The organism is Microvirga flocculans ATCC BAA-817 (assembly GCF_000518665.1).
Classification (GTDB): domain Bacteria; phylum Pseudomonadota; class Alphaproteobacteria; order Rhizobiales; family Beijerinckiaceae; genus Microvirga; species Microvirga flocculans.
The window spans coordinates 1-18,838 of sequence record NZ_JAEA01000022.1 but is presented as its reverse complement, the minus strand read 5'-3'; the positions used below and the strand labels follow the sequence as shown (position 1 = coordinate 18,838).

The window sequence follows — 18,838 nt, the reverse complement described above, 5'->3', positions numbered from 1 at the left end:
GATGTAGACGTCGCCGGCCGCATCGCCGGTGTTGGCCAAGCGGTTGACCAGGCTCGCGGTCACGCCCGCCGTGGCGGTGGCATAGGAGGCCCAGTTGAAGCCCGCCCCGCCGTCGAGGGTATCGGCGCCGGCCCCGCCCTGCAGGATGTCGTCGGACCCGAGCCCGCGCAGGTGGTTGTTCCCCGCATTGCCGGCGAGCACGTCCGAGCCGGCCGAGCCCTCGACGTTCTCGATGCCGTCATAGACATCGCCCGCCGCCTCGGTGCCGCCGCCCGACAGGCTGCCGGCATAACCGCGCCCGTCCGAAAGGCTCACGCTCACCCCGCCCACGGCATCGGCGTACGACACCCAGTCGACCCCGTCGCCGCCCCGCAGCACATCAGCCCCCAAACCGCCAACCAGCGTGTCAGAGCCGTCAAGGCCCTCAAGAGTGTTGGCTTCCGCATTACCGACCAACTTATCGGCATACGCCGAGCCGATCAGGCCCTCGATGCTGTCGAACGTATCGCCCGCTGCCTCCCCGGTGTTCTGCGAGGAATCCGAAAGGTTCACGACTACACCGGACGTCGCCGAGGTATAGCTGGCCCTATCGGCGCCAGCTCCGCCGTCGATCAAATCGGCTCCGCCGTTGCCTTTCAACACATCGTCATGAGCGCCACCCTTCAGGATATCACCTTTAGCTCCGCCGATGAGAGTATCGTCTCCATTACCGCCTGCCAGGATGCCATTGCCGGTGAGCTCATCATCTGAACGAGACCCGAGCGACATTTCGACATTGTATTTCCTCGAGCCGATAATGACTTCTCCGACGCCTCTGAGGGTCGTGTTGCCGCCGGCATAATTTTCGGTGATCTCGCTGACCCTGTGTTCCCACTGCGCCTGAGTAGTCTCAACAATGGGTCCCAGCGGCTGGTTGCGCAGATCCAACCTCACGGTGCCGGTTTCTCCGCTGTCGAAGAGGCGGTAGAGTTCGCGCCCCTGCAAGGAAGTTTCGATATAGCTTTCCGTAATCGTACCGTCGGCGCGCCTTTCAATATGTATTTCATGCAGGCCGTAATAGCTGTCATGAGTGTAGGTGCTGCCGTCCGTTCTTCTTCCGGAAATGTGGTATCCGTCACTGTTCAGGACATGCTCTTCTCTGGAGTCATCGGGATTGAACTGAACAAAGCGCTCGTTCCCCTTCCCGTCCCTCGTCCCAGAGCGGTAGAGATCGCCATTCCGGTCGAATGCCGTGAAGGCGCTTGCGCCATTGACATCGAAGAGCTCGACGACCTTGCCGCCGTCGCTGGCATAATGCGTCACGAGCAGCGTCTTGTCGGTCCGATACTCTTGGATTTCTCTTGTCCCATCGGACCATACGAACGTGACAGTACGTACTCCATTCGCATGCAGCTCATCTGTGACGTTTGTAATATGTGCTTCAGTGACACCACTGTCGCCCGGAAGGTCACGGGCGTTCTGTGTCGGCTGTTTGACCGGACCGCCACCGACAGTCATGGTCTGGCCTTCTTGATTTTGCGTACCCGGTGTTACGACAACACCGCCATAACCGATATAATTGAACGATATAGCGACGCCATACTGGTTCTCGTACTCATCCAGCATTTCCTGAAGGGTCCGGGCAGCCATAAGAAAGCCTCATACAAGATAGAAATCTTGCAACTTAGTATCTTGTTTAGAAATTATTCATACTCTCCAAACGAGCAGAATCGCTTTATGTGTAAGTGGTTCATCACCCTTCAGCCTCTGCGCAATCATAACTTACAAGTTATCGCATCAAATCTATTTCTGATTGCAAATCTCCTTGCCCTCAGCAGCTTCAAAAAAATTTTCCAAATGCCTGGAACCATCCCTGAACCGGTGCGTTCTATGAACTCACCGGCCCATTCTGCCCCCACGGGCCGGCTCCTTAAGGCTCCGTTATCGGGGCCTTATTTTTTGGCTGCATCGCCTCCGTTTCCCGTGGATCTCTTATCCCGCCCGAACGTCATCAAGAATACCGGGCGGCCCGGGCTAGCCGCGGCCCCGCTTGCATGCGACAAGACCCCGTGAACCTGATGAGCTTCTGACCTTGGCCAAACGTTCGAAAGCCGATCCTTCGACCGCGCTTCCCTCCCGCGAGGAAGTCGTCTCCTTCATCACCCATGCCCAGGGCAAGGTAGGCAAGCGGGAGATCGCGCAGCGCTTCGGGATCAAGGGCAGCGACCGGATCTGGCTGAAACAGGTGCTCAAGGACCTTGAGATCGAAGGCATCGTCGACCGCCGAGGCAAGAGCGTTCACAAGGCTGGGCAGCTGCCCCCCGTGGTGCTGGCCGACATCGTCAGACGCGACCGAGACGGGGAGCTGATCGCGGTCCCCACGGAGTGGGACGAGGAGCACGGGGCGATCCCCACGATCGTCATCGTCACGCCCCGCAAGCCGCGTCCCGGCATGCCGGTGGCGGGCGTGGGCGACCGGGCGCTCCTGAGGGTCGATCCGCTGAAGGCAGGGGACATCCACCGCTATGCCGGCCGTGTCACCAAGATCATCGCCAAAAAGCAGGCGCAGGTGCTCGGCATCTTCCGCGCCCTCCCCGAGGGCGGCGGCCGCCTCATCCCCGTCGACAAGAAGGCCCGCGACCAGGAGCTTCAGATCAGGCCCGGCGACGAGGGCGAGGCGCAGGACGGCGATCTGATCGCGGTCTCCATCGTCAAGCACGGGCGCTTCGGCCTGCCCACCGCCAAGGTGAAGGAGCGCCTCGGCTCGATCAAGTCCGAGAAGGCGATCAGCCTCATCGCCATCCACGCCCACAGCATCCCCAACGAGTTCCCGAAGGCGGTTCTCGACGAGGCCGCGGCCGCGCCGCACGCCACCCTCGACGGGCGAGAGGATTGGCGCGACCTGCCCCTCGTGACCATCGACCCGCCGGACGCCAAGGACCATGACGACGCGGTTCATGCCGTGCGCGACGAGGATCCGAACAATGCGGGCGGCTTCATCGTCACCGTGGCGATCGCCGATGTGGCGGCCTATGTGCGGCCGGGCTCCGCCATGGACCGGGAAGCGCAGGAGCGCGGCAATTCGGTCTATTTCCCCGACCGGGTCGTGCCCATGCTGCCGGAGCGGATCTCGAACGACCTCTGCTCGCTGCGGCCGCACCAGCCGCGCCCGGCCCTCGCCGTGCGCATGGTGATCGGGCCGGACGGGCGCAAGGTGCGCCACAGCTTCCACCGGATCATGATGCGCTCGGCGGAGAAGCTCTCCTACAGCCAGGCCCAGGCCGCCATCGACGGCAGGCCCGACGAGGTCACGCAACCGATCCTGGAGGCGATCCTGAAGCCTCTCTGGGCGGCTTACGAATGCGTGAAGAAGGCCCGCGACATCCGCGAGCCGCTGTTTCTCGACCTGCCCGAACGCAAGATCGTGCTGAAGCCCGACGGCACCGTGGACCGCGTCTTCGTGCCAGAGCGGCTGGAGGCGCACAGGCTGATCGAGGAGTTCATGATCCTCGCCAACGTGGCGGCGGCGGAAGCTCTCGAAAAGGCCGGGTCCGACCTGATCTACCGCGTCCATGACGAGCCCTCCCTCGAGAAGATGCGGGCCCTGAGCGAGGTGCTCGCCTCCATCGGCCTTAAAGTTCCGGGCCAAGGCCCCCTGAAGCCGGAGCTGTTCAACAGGATCCTGCGCAGCGTCGAAGGCTCCGAGCATCAGCTTTTCATCAACGAGGTGGTGCTGCGCTCGCAATCCCAGGCAGAGTACGCGGCGGAGAATTACGGCCATTTCGGCCTCAACCTGCGCCGGTACGCCCATTTCACCTCGCCGATCCGTCGCTATGCGGATCTCATCGTCCACCGGGCCCTCATCGCCGCCCTGAAACTCGGCAAGGACGGCCTGCCTCCGACCACGACCCGCGCGGAGCTGATCGAGGTGAGCGCCAAGATCTCGGCGGCGGAGCGCCGGGCCATGGCGGCGGAGCGTGAGACAATCGACCGCCTCATCGCCCACTTCCTGAGCGACCGGATCGGAGCCACATTCGACGGGCAGATCTCGGGCGTGTCCAAGGCGGGTCTATTCATCAAGCTGAACGAGACCGGCGCGGACGGCTTCGTCCCTGCCGCGACCATCGGCAACGACTACTACCGCTACGACGAGGCGACCCACTCGATGCGCGGCGAGGACACCGGCGAGACCTATCGCCTCGGAGACAAGGTGGAGGTGAGGCTGGTGGAGGCCGCGCCCGTGGCCGGGGCGCTGCGCTTCGAGTTGCTCACCAAGGGCCGCTTCACCGGCAAGGCCGGAGGCGGGAAGAAGGGCGCCAAGCGTCCCTCCCGCAGCTCACGGCCCGGCAAGGCGGCTCCCGGCCGGCCGCCGACGCGGGTAAAGGTCAAACGGCGCGGGCGCGCCTGAGAGAAGGACGCAGAATGTCTTTGACGATCAAGACCGCGGAATCCCCGGCGGATCCGGATGAGGTGAAGGTCATGCCGGCCATGGCGCGCGGCTTTCTGGGAGGCTGCCCGTGCTGCGGCAAGGGCCGCCTGTTCGGCCGCTTCCTCAAGGTGGCCGACAATTGCGAGGCCTGCGGAACGGCGTTTCACCATCACCGCGCCGACGACCTGCCGCCCTACGTGGTCATCACCATCGTCGGACACGTGATCGGCTACGGCATCCTTATGACCGAGACGAGGCTCGAGATGCCTCTCTGGCTTCATCTCGCGATCTGGCCGGCCCTGACGCTGCTCCTGTGCCTCGTCCTGCTCCAGCCCGTGAAAGGCGCTGTCGTGGGGCTGCAATACGCGCTAGGTATGCATGGCTTTGGCGCGGCCCGAACCAAGAAGAACGCCGACGAGGACAACGCACGTGACGGATACCGAAACCCTGGCGAGGATGGATCGCCTCGTTTCCACTGAGACCAATCCCCAGGCTCCGACCCTCCGTCCCGCCGACGCCGCGACCCTCATCGTCATCGACCGCAAGCCCAAGACTCCCAAGGTTCTCATGGGCCGGCGCCACGCGGGCCTCAAGTTCATGCCGGGCAAGTTCGTCTTCCCCGGCGGGCGCATCGAGGCGGGCGACCGTTCCATGAGCGTGACGGGGGCGCTCCATCCGCGTGCCGAGCAGGCCCTCATGGCCCGGGTCACGCGCCCCTCGGCCCAACGCAGCCGGGCCCTGGCGCTCGCCGCCATCCGCGAGACCTTCGAGGAGACCGGCCTGCTTCTCGGCACGAAGGATTACGGCAGCCCGGAGCGCGTGCCCTCGAACACCGCCTGGAGCGCCTTTCAGGAACGGGGCGTGTTTCCCGATCTCGAATCCCTGCATTTCATCGGCCGGGCGATCACGCCGCCCAAGCGCGTCAGGCGGTTCGACACCCGATTCTTCGCCGTGGACCGCACCGCCATCGCCGATGAGGTGGAGGGCGTCGTCGGGCCGGATGCGGAACTCGTAGAGCTGACCTGGGTCACCATCGCCCAGGCCAAGGCCCTGGATCTGCCGCCGATCACCACCGTCATCCTCGGAGAACTCGAAGCCCGGATCGCCGCCGGATTCGGGCCCCAGCTGCCGGTTCCGTTCTTTTACCAGCAGCGCGGCCGTTTCGTGCGGGAGCTGCTGTAGGCGCCTCGCCCGGTGCCGGTCCTGCCCGGTTTGAGGGGCTGAGAGGGACAGGAAGAAGGTCGGGAAACCGCCCTTCGCCCTTGACTGGTTCCCAATAATCGGGCAAGGGAACGGCACGATTTTCCGGCCGGGTTCGCCCGGCCTTTGCGTTTCGGCGAGTCTCAACGGCCAACCGAGCGCCTGAACTCAACAAGAGGTCCGACCATGGCCAAGGCCGCAACGATCAAAGTGAAGCTCGTTTCCACCGCCGACACGGGCTACTTCTACGTCACGAAGAAGAACTCGCGCACCATGACCGAGAAGCTCAGCTTCAAGAAGTACGATCCGGTCGCGAAGAAGCACGTCGAGTTCAAGGAAGCCAAGATCAAGTAAGGCTCCTGTACAAGCTACCCATATGAAAACCGCCCCTTTCGGGGCGGTTTTTTGCTTTTGGTGCTCACGGTCCCAAGACCGGCCGCATTGCCGGGTTCAGCGGACCGTTTCCACCCTGCGGACATGGCGCACCTGGTGCCGGTTGATGGAGCCCGTCGTGACCACATCCCGCCGGGCGATGCCGGCCCGGTCCCTGTAAACGACCCGGGTCACCGTTCGCGGCTGGCGGTAGACCTCCCGGGTCCGGTAGCGCGGCGCCGCATAGACGACACGGGTCCTGTAAACGGGTGCGGGCTGGTAGACGACCCTTGTCGCAGGCGCCGCGTAATAGCCGTAGGCCGGATACGAATATGCCGGATACGAATAAGCAGGGTAACCGCCATAGGCTACGGGATAGCCGGTCCTATAACCGTACCCATATGCCGGGTAGCCGTATCCATAGCCGTAGGCCGGATAGCCATAGGCCGGCGTCGCTGCGGCGGTGAGTAAGCCGCCCAGGAGCGCGCCGCCGACCAAGCCTGCCGCGACGGCTCCGCCGTTGCCCCAGCCGTTATGATGATAGCCGTAACCGCCCCATCCATAGCCGCCGCGCCATCCATAGCCGCGCCAAGCTTGAGCCTCGGCAGCGCCGACGCTTGCGATACTGATGACGGCAGCACTCGCCAACAAAGCCAACTTCTTCATGACGAACCTCTCAAGAAGTGACAAACATCCCTTCGTGGAAGACAAATCCGCAAGTCTTTGTTTAGTTCACAGCTTGGCGACAAAAGCATCTTCTCTATTCGCTTAAACCATAGTTTCATGAACGTTTATTCATCCAGAGTGGCGGTTACTTAGAAAATACACTCGGCAGGTCGACGTGTCTCTCGAGCCTTTCTGTCGCGGGCACTCATGAGGAGGCGGCGCACGGTTCCGGTTGCTGCTCCCGTTCAATCGGAGGAACGACGCAGCCTTCGATAACGTTGATTCTACCCCTGCTGCGTCTCAAGGAGAGAGCGATGTCGCGGACCTTCAAGGCAGCCTCGCTGGCTGCGATGCTCACGGCCTGGAGCGGCATCGTCATGGCTCAAACGTCTTCAGGGGGAGTCCCAACGGGCGTTCCGCAAAGCGGAATGGATTGGGTCTGGATTCTCGTCGCCCTCATCGTCGTCGCAGCCCTGCTCTTCTATTTCCTCGGACGCGGCCGCGGCACACGCCTTTGACGGCACGAGGCTGCTTCCTCGAAAGCTTTGTTGACGACCGCGAGCAAGGGGCGCAGCATCGATGGCGATCACGCGCATCGGGCCGCTGCAGGCAGCCGCTCGTCAGCGCCCGGCGCTTCTGGGAGACGACCATGTTCGAGAACGTCGTCCTAACGAGCGAAGCCTTTCGCGAAAGCGCGCATCTCATGCAGGGATCGCTTCGAATGGCCCTCAAGGGCTGCCCCGATTGCGGTACGGCGCAGATGATTGCATCGCCCTCTCTCGGAACATGCGAAGAATGCGGCTCGGCTCTGGTGGTCCTGCCGTTCGATTGAGGCGCGGCGCTGCATCATCCTTGCCATAGGCGCGGTCGCGAACCACCCTCTATGCTCTCTCTGCATTCGGAGAATCGCATGGCATTGCAGGGATGGATCGGGCCGGCGGGAGAGCGCTTCGCAGCGCGCGCCGCAGAGCTGAAACTGGCGTTGCGCGTCACCATCGCCGGAGCCCTCGCCTTTACCGTGACCCGCGCCTTCGATCTGCCGCAGGGCTATTGGGCCGTGATCACCGCCGTCGTCGTGATGCAGGCCAGTGTCGGGGGTTCCCTTAAAGCGGCGATCGAGCGGTTCACCGGCACGCTCGCGGGAGCGCTCTATGGCGGTTTAATCGCGGCTTTTGTCCCGCACGACACGACGACGGGCCTCGCCTTCAGCATCGTGCTGGCGCTGTTTCCTCTGGCGCTTCTCGCCGCCATCAAGCCGTCCTTTCGCGTCGCGCCCATCACGTCGCTCATCATGCTGCTTCCTCCGACGGGACAGGCCGCAGGCCCCCTCACCTCGGCCGTCGACCGGGTGCTGGAAATCTCCCTCGGCAACATCGTGGGCGTCGTCGTCTCGCTCTTCGTGCTGCCTGCGCGGGCCCATACTCTGATGACGGAAGCCGCCGCTAATGTAGTCGCGCTCAATGCGGATCTCGTCTCGGCCTTCATCGACGAATTGACGGCGGGGCCGAAGAGCCGCGCGTCGCTGCAGAAGCTCCACCCTCAGATCCGCGCCGCGCTCAAGAAAGCGGAAGCCGCGGCGGAAGAGGCGGCCAGGGAGCGCAGGAGCCATCTCACCGAGGCTCCCGATCCGGAGCCGCTCGTCCGCACTCTCTACCGGGTGCGCCATGACCTCGTGATGATCGGGCGCGCCGCATCCACGCCCCTGCCCGCTCCCGTGCTGAAGAAGCTCGAACCGTCGCTCACCGCGCTGCACGAGGCGATGCGCGTGCTTCTCCTCGACATCGCTGAGGCGCTGCGGAATCGCACGCAGCCGCCTGATGCGGCCGCCTTCCAGGCGGCGCTCGATCATTTCACGACCGCATCGGAAGCGCTGAGAGCGGATGCGATCATGCGCGATCTGCCCGGCAGGACCGTCGCGCAGGTCTTTGCCCTCGGGTTCGCCTTCGAGCAGATCCAGAAGAATCTAGACGACCTGCTCGCCCGCACGAGGGAGCTGGCCCTGAACCGCGTCTCCGGCCCAGGCTCCTCCTGACCTTACTCGTGCCGAAGCGCCTCGATGGGATCGAGCATGGCGGCCCGGCGGGCCGGGAAATAGCCGAAGATCACCCCGACGAGGGCTGCGAAACCGAAGGCGGTGAGAATGATCGCCGGGTCGATCAGGAACGGCACGCCCAGCCCACGCGCCGCGAGGCCAGCGAGGCCGAGGCCCAGCAGGATGCCGATCACGCCGCCGAACAGCGACAACACGACCGCCTCGACGAGGAACTGCGTCAGCACCTGCCCTTCCAGCGCGCCGATGGCGAGACGGATGCCGATCTCCCGTGTCCGCTCGGTGACGGAGACCAGCATGATGTTCATGATGCCGATGCCGCCCACCAGAAGCGACACGGCGGCCACCGCGCCGAGCAGGCCGGTGAGCACGGCGGTGGTGCCGGCCATGGTCTGTACCACCTGCTTCATGTCGCGGACGGAGAAATCGTCCTCCTTGTCGCCGACGATTCCGCGCCGCTCGCGCAGGAGCCGCTCGATGTTGGCCTGCACCTTGGCCGTGTCGGCCTTGTCCTCGGCGGAGACATAGATGCGGGAGATGTCGCTGTTCCCCGCGATGCGGCGCTGAAAGGCGCGGATCGGGATGAGGATCGTGTCGTCCTGATCCGTGCCGAAGCTCGATTGTCCCTTCGCCTGCAGAACGCCGATGACCTCACAGGAGATATTGTTGACGCGAAGGCTCGTCCCGAGAGGGTCGTCGTGTCCGAAGAGCTTGTCCCGCACGGTCTGCCCAATGATGCAGGCGGCCCGCCCTGCACGCAGTTCGCCTTCGAGGAACGAACGCCCCGCCGCCAATCCCCAATCCTGCGTGATGAGAAAATCGTCGTCCGTTCCCGTGAGGACGGTCAGCCGGCTCTCGTTGCCCAGGATCGCCGTGACCGAGCGCTGTGCGACGGGCGCGACGGCGCGCACGTCGGGAAGCTGGCTGCGCATCGCCTCCACGTCACGCGCGTTGAAGGGCTTGGCATCGGAACTCGCCCGGCCCGGACCGAACTGGCCTGGAGCCACGAAGAGCAGGTTGCTGCCGAGTTTCGCGAGATCGGCCGTCACCTTCGCCGTGGTGCCGTTGCCGATGGTCACCATGGCGATGACCGCGCCGACGCCGATCACGACGCCCAGAACCGTCAGGAAGGATCGCAGCGCATTGCGCCGGATCGAGGCCAGGGCGAGTTTGACCGCTTCGAGGAGCATCACGCCGTCTCCATCGTCCGGTTGTCGCTCTCGATATGGCCGTCCACGAAGCGGATGATGCGCCTGGCGCATGCGGCCATGTCCGGTTCGTGCGTGACCATGACGACCGTGATGCTCTGCCGGTTGAGATCGGATAGCAGATCCATGATCTCTCGGCTCGTCCTGGTATCGAGATTGCCCGTCGGCTCGTCCGCCAGGAGCACCGAGGGCTCGCTCACGATGGCGCGGGCAATCGCCACACGCTGCTGCTGCCCACCGGAGAGCTCGCTCGGGGCATGACTCGCGCGTTCCTTCAGCCCCACGCGGTCCAGCGCGAGAAGCGACCGCTTGCGCCGCTCGTCCGCCGGGATGCCGCGATAGGTGAGCGGCAGCTCGACATTCTCCAGCGCGCTCGTGCGTCCGATCAGGTTGAAGCCCTGGAACACGAAGCCGAGGAAACGGCGGCGCAGCAACGCCCGTCCCCTGCGGTCCAGGCTGCCCACATCGAGGCCCTTGAACAGATACCGGCCCGATGTCGGCACATCGAGACACCCGATGATGTTCATGGCGGTCGACTTGCCCGAGCCCGACGGCCCCATGATGGCGACGAACTCGCCTTGGTCGATCCTGAGATCCACATGGTCCAGCGCCCTTACGCTGGACGCGCCCAGTCCGAAAACCTTCGACACCCCGTCGAAGGCGATGAGAGCCGCTTCCGGCCTCTCGATGCCGACCGGCTTCATGACGCCGTCGAGTCCACGATCACGGCCTGGTCTGGCTCGATCTCTCCAGCCGTGATCTCCGTGTGCCGACCGTCGGTGGCCCCGACCGTTACCGGGACGGCCACAGGCGCATCGCCCTTCAGGATCCAGACCTTACGCTCCGGCCCGTTAGCCTCCTTCTGGCTCGCGGGCCTGAACCGCGGCATACCGGGCAGAATGCTGCGCAGGAGGCTCGTCTTCTGCGCAGGCGCGGTCTCGGGCGGCGAAAAGCGCAGGGCCGCGTTGGGAACCAGGATCGCATCCTTGACCTCCTGCACGGAGATCTGAGCGGTCGCCGTCATGCCGGGACGCAGGAGAAGATCGGAATTGTCGACGGTGAGCAGGGCCTTGTAGGTAACGACGCCCTGCACGACCTCGGAAGCGAAATACACCTCACGGATCGTGGCCGGAAATTTCCGGTCGGGATAGGCATCGACCGTGAAGGTCGCCGTCTGGCCTTCCCGCACCTTGCCGACATCGGCCTCGTCCACGTCCACCTGCACTTCCATCTGGGTCAGATCCTCCGCGATGGAGAAGAGCACGGGGGCCTGCAACGTGGAGGCCACGGTCTGGCCCGGATCGACGTTGCGCTTGAGAACCACGCCGTTGATCGGCGAATAGATGACGGCCTTCGACAGGTTCGTTTCGTTCAGCTTCAGGTCCGCTTCCGCAACGCCGACCTCGGCCTTGGCGCTGGCGAGCGACGCAACGGCCCGGCGATAGAGCGCCTGGGCGATCTCGGAATCGTGAACGGAACTGATGCTCCTCTGAACGAGAGTCTGCTTGCGGTTATAGTCCTGCTCGGTTTCCCAGACCGTCACCTCCGCGACGTTGAGCAGCGCCTTGGCGGCTTCGAGCTTGGCGCGGGAATTCTCGACCGTCGCCTTCAGCTTGTCGGTATCGAGTTCGGCGAGAGGCTGCCCCACCTTCACAGGGCTGTTGTAGTCCACGTACACCTTGCGCATGGTGCCCGACAATTCGCTCGATACATCCACCTTGTTCGTAGGCTGGATGCTGCCGGTGGCGGTCACGATCACCATAAGATTGCCGCGCGTCACCGGCTCCGTCACGAAGTGAAGCGGGCTGCGGCTCTGGCCATTATAAAGATAGAAAAAGCCTCCCGCGAGCGCCGCCATGACGATGACGGCGGCGAGCAGGCGGGCCGAGAGCAGCCCGCCCCATCGGCGTGGCGACCGCTTCAGGTCGAGCAGCGCATCGACGTCTCCGGTGCGGTCCAGCAAGGTGGGTTCGGCCATCGTTTGCGCATCCTATGCCGTCGGGACGATAGGTGCCGGAAGCCGATCTTACCTTGAGACAGGTCAAGAAGCCCGTGCCAAATTGATGCACGGCAAGGGCTTTTCGCGATGAGTGCTCAGCGCTCGTAGAGAGGCACCAGCTCCATTTCGGGCACGAGGACGAGTCCCTTGTCGGTGATGCGGATCTCCGGGATCACCGAAAGCGGGATCAGGTTGAAGCCCATATACGGGATCTTGCAGCCGGCCTTTTCCCAGGCCGCCTTCAACGCCTTCGTTTCCTCGGCCACCTCGGTCACGCGCTTGTCGGAGAGAAGCCCCGCGATGGGCAGCGGCACCATGGCGAGGATTTCACCTTTATCGACCACGCAGACGCCGCCCTGGCTGTCGATGAGCGATTCGAGAGCGACGCGCATGTCGGCCTCGTTGGTGCCGGCGACGATGATATTGTGGGAGTCGTGCCCGACGCTGCTCGCCACTGCTCCGCTCTTCAGCCCGAAATCCTTGAGCAGGCCGTGCGCCACGCCCTTGCCGCCCGTGCGGCCATGGCGCTCGATGACGGTGACGAAGGTGAGATCGTTCCCGGAGAGCAAGGCATCCCAGCTCTCCGCCTTCGGCAGCTCGACCTTGTCGTGGAAGAGCACGATGCCCGGCAGAGCGACCCGGATCACGTTGGCGGTGCAGGCCTCGCCCGGCAGGTCCGGGATGAGCTTCGGCACGCTCGGGATGTGAACCGTGCGATAGGCTTCCTGCGGATAGCGGTAGCGGTTCGACAGCGCCCGGTCGAGGACGGGCGTGATCTTCCTCCCTTCGACCACGAGTTCGCCGCCATACCATGTGTTCTGAACGTCGAGATCGTCGTTGAGCAGCACCAGATCCGCGCGGCGTCCGCCGCCGAGGCCGCCGATCTCGCCCTCCATGCCGAAGCGCGTGGCGGGATGGAGCGAGCCCATGCTCCAGGCCTGTTCGCGGCTCATACCCGCGCGCCGCGCTTCCCGGGTCACCCAGTCCATACCGAACATCATGAGATCGTCCGCGTCGCGGTCGTCCGTGCAGACGCAGACGCGCTTGTGCGATGCGCCCAGCTCCGTAATCGTCTTGATCGCCTCGGGCAGGGAGTGCCACGGCGTCGTGGGCGGTCCGCCGCGCAGGAAAATCCACACGCCCGCATCGAGCAGGTCGTCCGCAATGTCCCGGTCTATGGCCTCGTGAGTATCGGTAACGCCGCTCGCCGCATAGGCCGCCACGAATTCGCGCCCATAGATATGGCCCGATACCGGCTTGCCGCGCTCCAGCGCCGCCGCGAGGATCGCATGGCTGCGCTCGTCGCCCATGGTCACGGGCACGAAATCCATCTTCTCGCCGAGCGCCGCCGCTTCGGGCCAGCGGTCGAACAGGGCCGCGATCTTCTCCGGCGTCAGGTCGCCTCCGGCCGTTTCGAGATCGGGCGAGGTGGCGGGGACGGTGCTCGGCACGGTGAGGAAGATGGAGAGCGGCGCGTGGCGGGCATCCTCCAGCATCATCTCGATCCCGGCTGAATCCATCACGTTGCCGATCTCGTGGCTGTCGCAGAAAATCGTGGTGGTGCCGTTGAGCAAAGCCGCCTCCGCATAGGCGCAGGCCGTGACCATGCTGCTCTCGATATGGATGTGCGGATCGACGAGGCCCGGCGCGATGATGCCGCCCCTGGCGTCATAGACCCGGCCCGGCGCCCCCTGCGCCCGCCGGTAGGCCCCGGCGGGCTTCACGGCGGCGATCCGCCCTCCCGCCAGCCAGATCTCCCGCTCCGGCGCGATGCGCTCGCTATAGGTCGAGAGGACCCGCGCGCCCGTGATCACGAGATCGGCCGGCGCACGGCCGGAAGCGACATCGGCCAGCCTGCGGGTCATGGCGGACAGGGGCGCGACGGAAAAGCGGGTCAGTGCCGATTTGGGCGGCAGCGAAGGTGTGCGGTGGTCCATGATCCCTCATCCCGTTTGGACAATGCTGCTCAAGGCTAGCAGGGAGGAGCGGCAACCGCACCCCGGATCGCGCATGCGGATGCATATTTCCCTAACGGGATGTTTCCTTAAGGCCCAGCTTGCCGTAAAACTTAATAAATCGATCGATTCGTGTGAAGTTTCATGGGCTTCCCGCGAAAACCCGCCGCCCCTGACACTGCCAAAACAAAAGACGCCTCGCGGCGCCTTGTCGAAAGAGTTGGTGGCCAGCCGGAGGCAGTGTTGAGGAGGCAACGATCTGCCTCCGGGCTGGCCGAGCCCACGAAGTCCCAGGAGATGCGGCGGACCTGAGCATCCGTAGGGCATTTCTTCCGCTCGAAGCGGAAACTATGGCTGAACGTATAGGAAACATCGGCCGATGCAAGCGCACATGTGGCGAGAAAACGGCATTTTCCCAAAAAAATTAAAGCCAAGTTCTCTCAAGGAGATGACCGGGCTTCCTGAAGCTCCGGCTTCAGTCCGTCCACGGATTCGGCCCGATCAGGCGGGTTTTCCGTCCGCCTCCAGATAGGTCTTCACGGTTGCGATGAACTTCGCCACGGAGATGGGCTTGGACATATAGGCTTCACAGCCCCCTTCCCGAATCCGCTCCTCGTCGCCCTTCATGGCGAAGGCGGTGATCGCGATCACGGGAATCGACTTCAGTTCCTCGTCGGCCTTGAGCCAGCGGGTCACCTCCAGCCCCGAGACCTCGGGCAGCTGGATGTCCATGAGGATCAGGTCCGGCTTATGGGCCCGGGCCAGCTCCATGGCCTCGATGCCATGGCTGGTCTTGAGGGTCGCATAGCCATGGGCCTCGAGGAGGTCGTTGAAGAGCTTCATGTTGAGTTCGTTATCCTCAACAATGAGCACGGTCTTCTTCATTGGCGCTATCCCGGGGCCAAAACATACTTCACCGGCCCTATATTTCGTCTGATGGTATAGTTAGGTGCAAACCTATTGATGAAATGCAAATCGACAGCATGAACACTCCCTTAAAAAGAGTTACCCGCGAAGAGGCGGAAAATGTCGCAGTGGCGGCCTTTTCCTTCATCACGAGCGACGAGGAGCGCCTGGGGCGCTTCCTGGCCGTCTCGGGGCTGGGGCCGGACACGATCCGTTCGGCGGCATCGTCCCCAGGCTTCTTTGCCGGCATCCTCGATTACGTGGTGTCGGACGAGCCGCTGCTCATCGCCCTCGCCAAGGAGCTGAACGCCAAGCCCGAGCATATCATGCAGGCCCACTGGACCCTCTCGCCCTCCGCGTTCGAATAGCCAAAAGCCCATGAGCCAAGCGCCCCTCTGCCGCGATTGCCTGGCCCTATCCGCCGATCCCCTGGCGGACAGGTGCACGGCCTGCGGGTCCCCTCGCCTTTTGCGGCACAAGGAGCGCGACAGCCTCTCCATCGCCCACGTGGATTGCGACGCCTTCTTCGCGGCGGTGGAGAAGCGGGACGATCCGAGCCTCGCCGACAAGCCGGTGATCATCGGCGGCGGCAAGCGCGGGGTCGTTTCGACCGCCTGTTACGTGGCGCGCACCTATGGGGTGCGCTCCGCCATGCCCATGTTCCAGGCGCTGAAGCTCTGTCCCCACGCGGTGGTGATCAAGCCGAACGGGGAAAAATACAGCAAGGCGGGGCGCGAGGTGCGCAGGCTCATGCTGGAGCTGACGCCGCTGGTGGAGCCCGTCTCCATAGACGAAGCCTTCCTGGACCTGACGGGCACCGAGCGGCTGCACCACGGCAGCCCCGCCCTGACATTGGCCCGCTTCGCCCACAAGGTGGAGAGAGAGATCGGGATCAGCATCTCCGTGGGGCTCTCCTACAACAAGTTCCTCGCCAAGATCGCCTCCGACCTCCAGAAGCCGCGCGGCTTCTCCATCATCGGCCGGGAGGAAGCGGCCGATTTCCTTGCCGACAAGCCCGTCGGCATGATCCCCGGCATCGGCGCGTCAGCCCAGGCCCGGCTGGCCAAGGTCGGAGTGACGCTGATCGCGCATCTGCGGGACGTTCCCCTGAAGACCCTGTTCGAGGCCCTCGGCCGGGACTCCCAGCGCCTCTCCCGCCTCGCCTGGGGCGAGGACCGCAGGCCCGTAACGCCGGAGCGGGAGACGAAGAGCATCTCGGCGGAAACGACCTTCGAGACGGATCTGCGATCCTTCGAGGATCTGGAGCCGATCCTCTGGCGGCTCTCCGAGAAGGTCTCCCGCCGCCTCAAGGCCGCCGGACTCGCGGGGCGGAGCGTGACCCTGAAGCTGAAGGACAAGGATTTCCGGCTTCTCACCCGGACCCGGTCGGGCTTAGCCCCGACCCAGCTCGCCGCCCGGCTGTTCGAGCCGGCGCGGCAATTGCTGAAGGCCTCCTGCGACGGCACCGCCTTCCGCCTCATCGGCATCGGCGCTGCCGATCTCTGCGACGCGGCAGACGCGGACAAGGGCGATCTCGCCGATCAGAGCGTGGTCCGCCAAGCCCACATGGAAGCCGCCATCGACAAGATCCGCGACAAGTTCGGCGCCGGAGCGGTGCAGAAAGGAATCGTGCTGAGGAAGACTTGAGTACATGAGAAAGCGCTGAAGCCTCCTTAACCCTATACAGCCTAGTTCCCTATTTTAGAGGCATTCTATCCGACGCTTGAACGGTTAACCCGAGCTGTCTCAAGATGATCTCTGAATCATGACGTCCTGCGGCAGCACCGGCCTCTTACAAGACACTTACAAGCGGGGGGATATAAGAAATTGCTTCACGGTCTGCGACCTCTGCGGGGGTCCAAAACTTAAAGGTAATGGCACAACGCTTTCAGAGGATCGCTGCCACTTTGTCATTGAGGCGGACTTTTAAACAGAGAGGCAATAGGTGAGTGCAGCGCGAGAGCTAAGGAGGCTTCAATTTCAAGCATGTAGCAAAGGTTGCATATCGTATGGGTAATTTTAAATTTAACGTACAGAATTCAATGTTTTAACGATAATAATTTCTAAAAACCTACTCGTAATGAGAGTTACACGAGCTCGGACAATCTGATCCGAATACACCCATGATCGGCACAGGCCGGGGCGTGGGGGGCTACGATGTATTCAATTGAGGAAGAATGGAATCGTTACAACTCGACCTATGGTGGAACAGTTGGCTATGGCGGCGCACAAGCTGGCACAGGCGTCGGCGGCGTGGATGGTGTTGGACCCATCATTGTCCATAATGATGGTAACGTATCGACAGGCAATACAACTACTAGACAAACTATGCCCGATGGATCTGTCGTGGTCACAACTGTGACTGATGGCCTGCGGGAGCAACAGATCACGACGCCGGATGGGATAAAGGCAACTACAACAGAGCATGCCTCCTTCATCGATCAAAATGGCGTACAGCAGCCTAGTTTTACCGAACAGACTATCGACCGACCGGATGGCACTAGCACGTACAGACTCACGCGTGATGACGGCTATGCCATCGAAATGCAGGTCTCAAAAGATAAAGTGATCGAGTCTTCTGAATACCTTCCTGATGGAACTCAAATATACAAAACGTCATATCCTGATGGAAGAACAGTAGAAAATATATTTGCTCCGGATGATGTATATATAGAGCGCTATATCGCGCCGGATGGCCATAAAGATATATTTGTTCGCTATAAAGATGGCACTATCAGCCATACATCTATCAACCAAAACGCAGGTGAATACACTAGGGATACTCAGTTCGCGAATGGAACAACTGTCCACGAAGTAGGATCGCAAATTCCTATTAGCGAACATGAATGGCTTCGCGGCCGTTCCGTCTTTACTGATTATGGAACGCACGCGATTGAGGTAACTCAGTACATTGAGAAAAGTTTCTTATTGGGGGATAGCTACAATTATAATGTTAAAACCGTGACGAGAACAATAGGCGAAGAAGGCATTACACATACAGAGACCACAGATTTTATTTGGACAGAAGAAAGCATAACTCCGCAAAATATTAATGATTATTTTATGACATTTGACGAATTCCTTGAGCGACTGGAAGTTGTCAAAGAAGTATTCGACGATGTCAGCACATCTGGGAACGATATAAAGAAGACAGGCACGCTGACATTTAAGATCGGGTCTGAATCTCAACACCTTGAAAGCCATATCGGCTCAAGTCAGGGGGATAATCTCCAAGGTCTGGGCCTCCTATATGGTGCAGCCGGCCAAGATACTCTGATGGGTTCCGACAATTGTGACATCCTTATGGGCGGTCTAGACAATGACGTGCTCAAAGGCGGCCAAGGTGCTGACTTGCTCGACGGCGGCTCAGGTTACGACACAGCGAGCTATGCATCGGCAGCCACTGGTATCGTCGCGAGCCTGACGGATGCCTCACAGAACACGGGCGAAGCGGCGGGCGATGTCTATGACGGCATCGAGGGTCTGATTGGATCGAACTTCAATGACAAACTCACCGGCGATGCCGCAGGCAATACGATCCTAAGCAATGCCGGCAACGACACCCTGGCGGGCCTGGACGGCAATGACAGACTCTTTGGCGGGGCTGATCAGGACCTTTTGCAGGGCGGGACCGGAGCAGACCGTCTCGACGGCGGCGACGGCTCTGACACGCTGGTTGGCGGTTTGGGGGCTGATGTGCTGCGGGGCGGCGACGGGGTCGACTGGGTGTCGTACGCCGATGCCGTGGGCGGGGTGAGCGTGAGCCTTTCGGACGGGCGCGGTTATGCCGGCAGCCTGTCGGGCGGCGGCACCGAGGCGGCGGGCGATGTCTATGACGGCATCGAGAACGTCGAGGGCTCGGCCGGCTCGGACGTGCTCGCCGGCACTGCGGGGAACAACCACCTGCGCGGGCTCGGGTCCGACGACATCCTGCAGGGCGGGGCCGGCGCCGATACCCTCGACGGCGGGGCGGGCTTCAACTGGGCCTCCTATGCCACCGCCACGGCGGGCGTGACCGCGAGCCTGGTCAACCGCTTGGCCAACACCGGCGATGCGGCCGGCGACGTCTACATC

At 62.7% G+C, this 18,838-nt stretch carries 17 protein-coding genes; 10 read left to right on the top strand and 7 right to left on the bottom strand.

What is annotated here, in order from left to right; translation table 11 throughout:
• On the bottom strand, window positions 1-1,629 hold a 1,629-nt coding region (locus L879_RS22985), incomplete at its 3' end, for a calcium-binding protein (protein WP_161634682.1).
• Between the two features lie 442 nt (window positions 1,630-2,071).
• Here L879_RS22985 and rnr point away from each other — a divergent pair.
• The 4 genes from rnr to rpmG all read left to right on the top strand — a co-directional run bounded on the left by rnr (window position 2,072) and on the right by rpmG (window position 5,962).
• Window positions 2,072-4,387 (top strand): ribonuclease R, encoded by a 2,316-nt coding sequence (rnr, locus tag L879_RS22195; RefSeq protein WP_051435417.1) that lies wholly within the window; start codon window positions 2,072-2,074, stop codon window positions 4,385-4,387.
• Between the two features lie 14 nt (window positions 4,388-4,401).
• Window positions 4,402-4,887, top strand: coding sequence for a DUF983 domain-containing protein (locus L879_RS0117815; protein ID WP_027317290.1), 486 nt, complete (start codon window positions 4,402-4,404; stop codon window positions 4,885-4,887).
• The gene (locus L879_RS0117810) at window positions 4,865-5,590 is read left to right on the top strand and encodes an NUDIX hydrolase (RefSeq protein ID WP_027317289.1); all 726 of its coding nucleotides are present in this window, start codon (window positions 4,865-4,867) and stop codon (window positions 5,588-5,590) included. Before L879_RS0117815 ends, L879_RS0117810 begins: the two co-directional genes overlap by 23 nt.
• A gap of 204 nt (window positions 5,591-5,794) precedes the next feature.
• On the top strand, window positions 5,795-5,962 hold the full coding sequence (rpmG, locus tag L879_RS0117805) for a 50S ribosomal protein L33 (protein WP_027317288.1): 168 nt from the start codon (window positions 5,795-5,797) through the stop codon (window positions 5,960-5,962).
• 96 nt (window positions 5,963-6,058) lie between these two features.
• On the opposite strand, the gene L879_RS24635 is transcribed toward rpmG, so the two are convergent.
• Complete coding sequence (locus L879_RS24635; RefSeq protein ID WP_051435416.1) at window positions 6,059-6,646, bottom strand: hypothetical protein; 588 nt, start codon at window positions 6,644-6,646, stop codon at window positions 6,059-6,061.
• A 314-nt stretch (window positions 6,647-6,960) separates the two neighbouring features.
• Here L879_RS24635 and L879_RS0117795 point away from each other — a divergent pair, with 314 nt between their 5' ends.
• From L879_RS0117795 to L879_RS22185, 3 genes are all read left to right on the top strand, one after another.
• A complete protein-coding gene (locus L879_RS0117795) occupies window positions 6,961-7,164 on the top strand; it encodes a hypothetical protein (protein ID WP_027317287.1) in 204 nt (67 codons plus the stop codon).
• A gap of 131 nt (window positions 7,165-7,295) precedes the next feature.
• Entirely contained in the window at window positions 7,296-7,478 is a 183-nt protein-coding gene (locus tag L879_RS0117790) for a hypothetical protein (RefSeq protein WP_027317286.1), read from the top strand.
• A gap of 78 nt (window positions 7,479-7,556) precedes the next feature.
• Window positions 7,557-8,678, top strand: a complete 1,122-nt coding sequence (locus L879_RS22185; protein WP_161634681.1) for an FUSC family protein — start codon at window positions 7,557-7,559, stop codon at window positions 8,676-8,678.
• Between the two features lie 2 nt (window positions 8,679-8,680).
• Here the strand turns inward: L879_RS22185 and L879_RS0117780 are convergent, their stop codons facing one another.
• From L879_RS0117780 to L879_RS0117760, 5 genes are all read right to left on the bottom strand, one after another.
• Window positions 8,681-9,886: an ABC transporter permease gene (locus tag L879_RS0117780; protein ID WP_027317285.1), complete on the bottom strand. Its 1,206-nt coding sequence runs from the start codon at window positions 9,884-9,886 to the stop codon at window positions 8,681-8,683.
• Complete coding sequence (locus L879_RS0117775) at window positions 9,886-10,608, bottom strand: ABC transporter ATP-binding protein (RefSeq protein WP_051435414.1); 723 nt, start codon at window positions 10,606-10,608, stop codon at window positions 9,886-9,888. The genes L879_RS0117780 and L879_RS0117775 overlap by 1 nt, the downstream gene beginning before the upstream one ends.
• Window positions 10,605-11,882: an efflux RND transporter periplasmic adaptor subunit gene (locus L879_RS0117770; RefSeq protein WP_027317283.1), complete on the bottom strand. Its 1,278-nt coding sequence runs from the start codon at window positions 11,880-11,882 to the stop codon at window positions 10,605-10,607. Before L879_RS0117770 ends, L879_RS0117775 begins: the two co-directional genes overlap by 4 nt.
• A gap of 116 nt (window positions 11,883-11,998) precedes the next feature.
• A complete protein-coding gene (locus tag L879_RS0117765) occupies window positions 11,999-13,840 on the bottom strand; it encodes an adenine deaminase (RefSeq protein WP_027317282.1) in 1,842 nt (613 codons plus the stop codon).
• Window positions 13,841-14,359: 519 nt separating this feature from the next.
• A complete protein-coding gene (locus L879_RS0117760; RefSeq protein ID WP_027317281.1) occupies window positions 14,360-14,743 on the bottom strand; it encodes a response regulator in 384 nt (127 codons plus the stop codon).
• Between the two features lie 149 nt (window positions 14,744-14,892).
• Here L879_RS0117760 and L879_RS0117755 point away from each other — a divergent pair, with 149 nt between their 5' ends.
• The 3 genes from L879_RS0117755 to L879_RS23780 form a co-directional block, all read left to right on the top strand.
• A complete protein-coding gene (locus tag L879_RS0117755) occupies window positions 14,893-15,132 on the top strand; it encodes a DUF3572 domain-containing protein (protein WP_245265261.1) in 240 nt (79 codons plus the stop codon).
• Between the two features lie 10 nt (window positions 15,133-15,142).
• A complete protein-coding gene (locus L879_RS0117750) occupies window positions 15,143-16,411 on the top strand; it encodes a DNA polymerase IV (RefSeq protein ID WP_027317279.1) in 1,269 nt (422 codons plus the stop codon).
• 510 nt (window positions 16,412-16,921) lie between these two features.
• Window positions 16,922-18,838: calcium-binding protein (locus L879_RS23780; RefSeq protein ID WP_438268226.1), on the top strand; the 1,917-nt coding region annotated here is incomplete at its 3' end.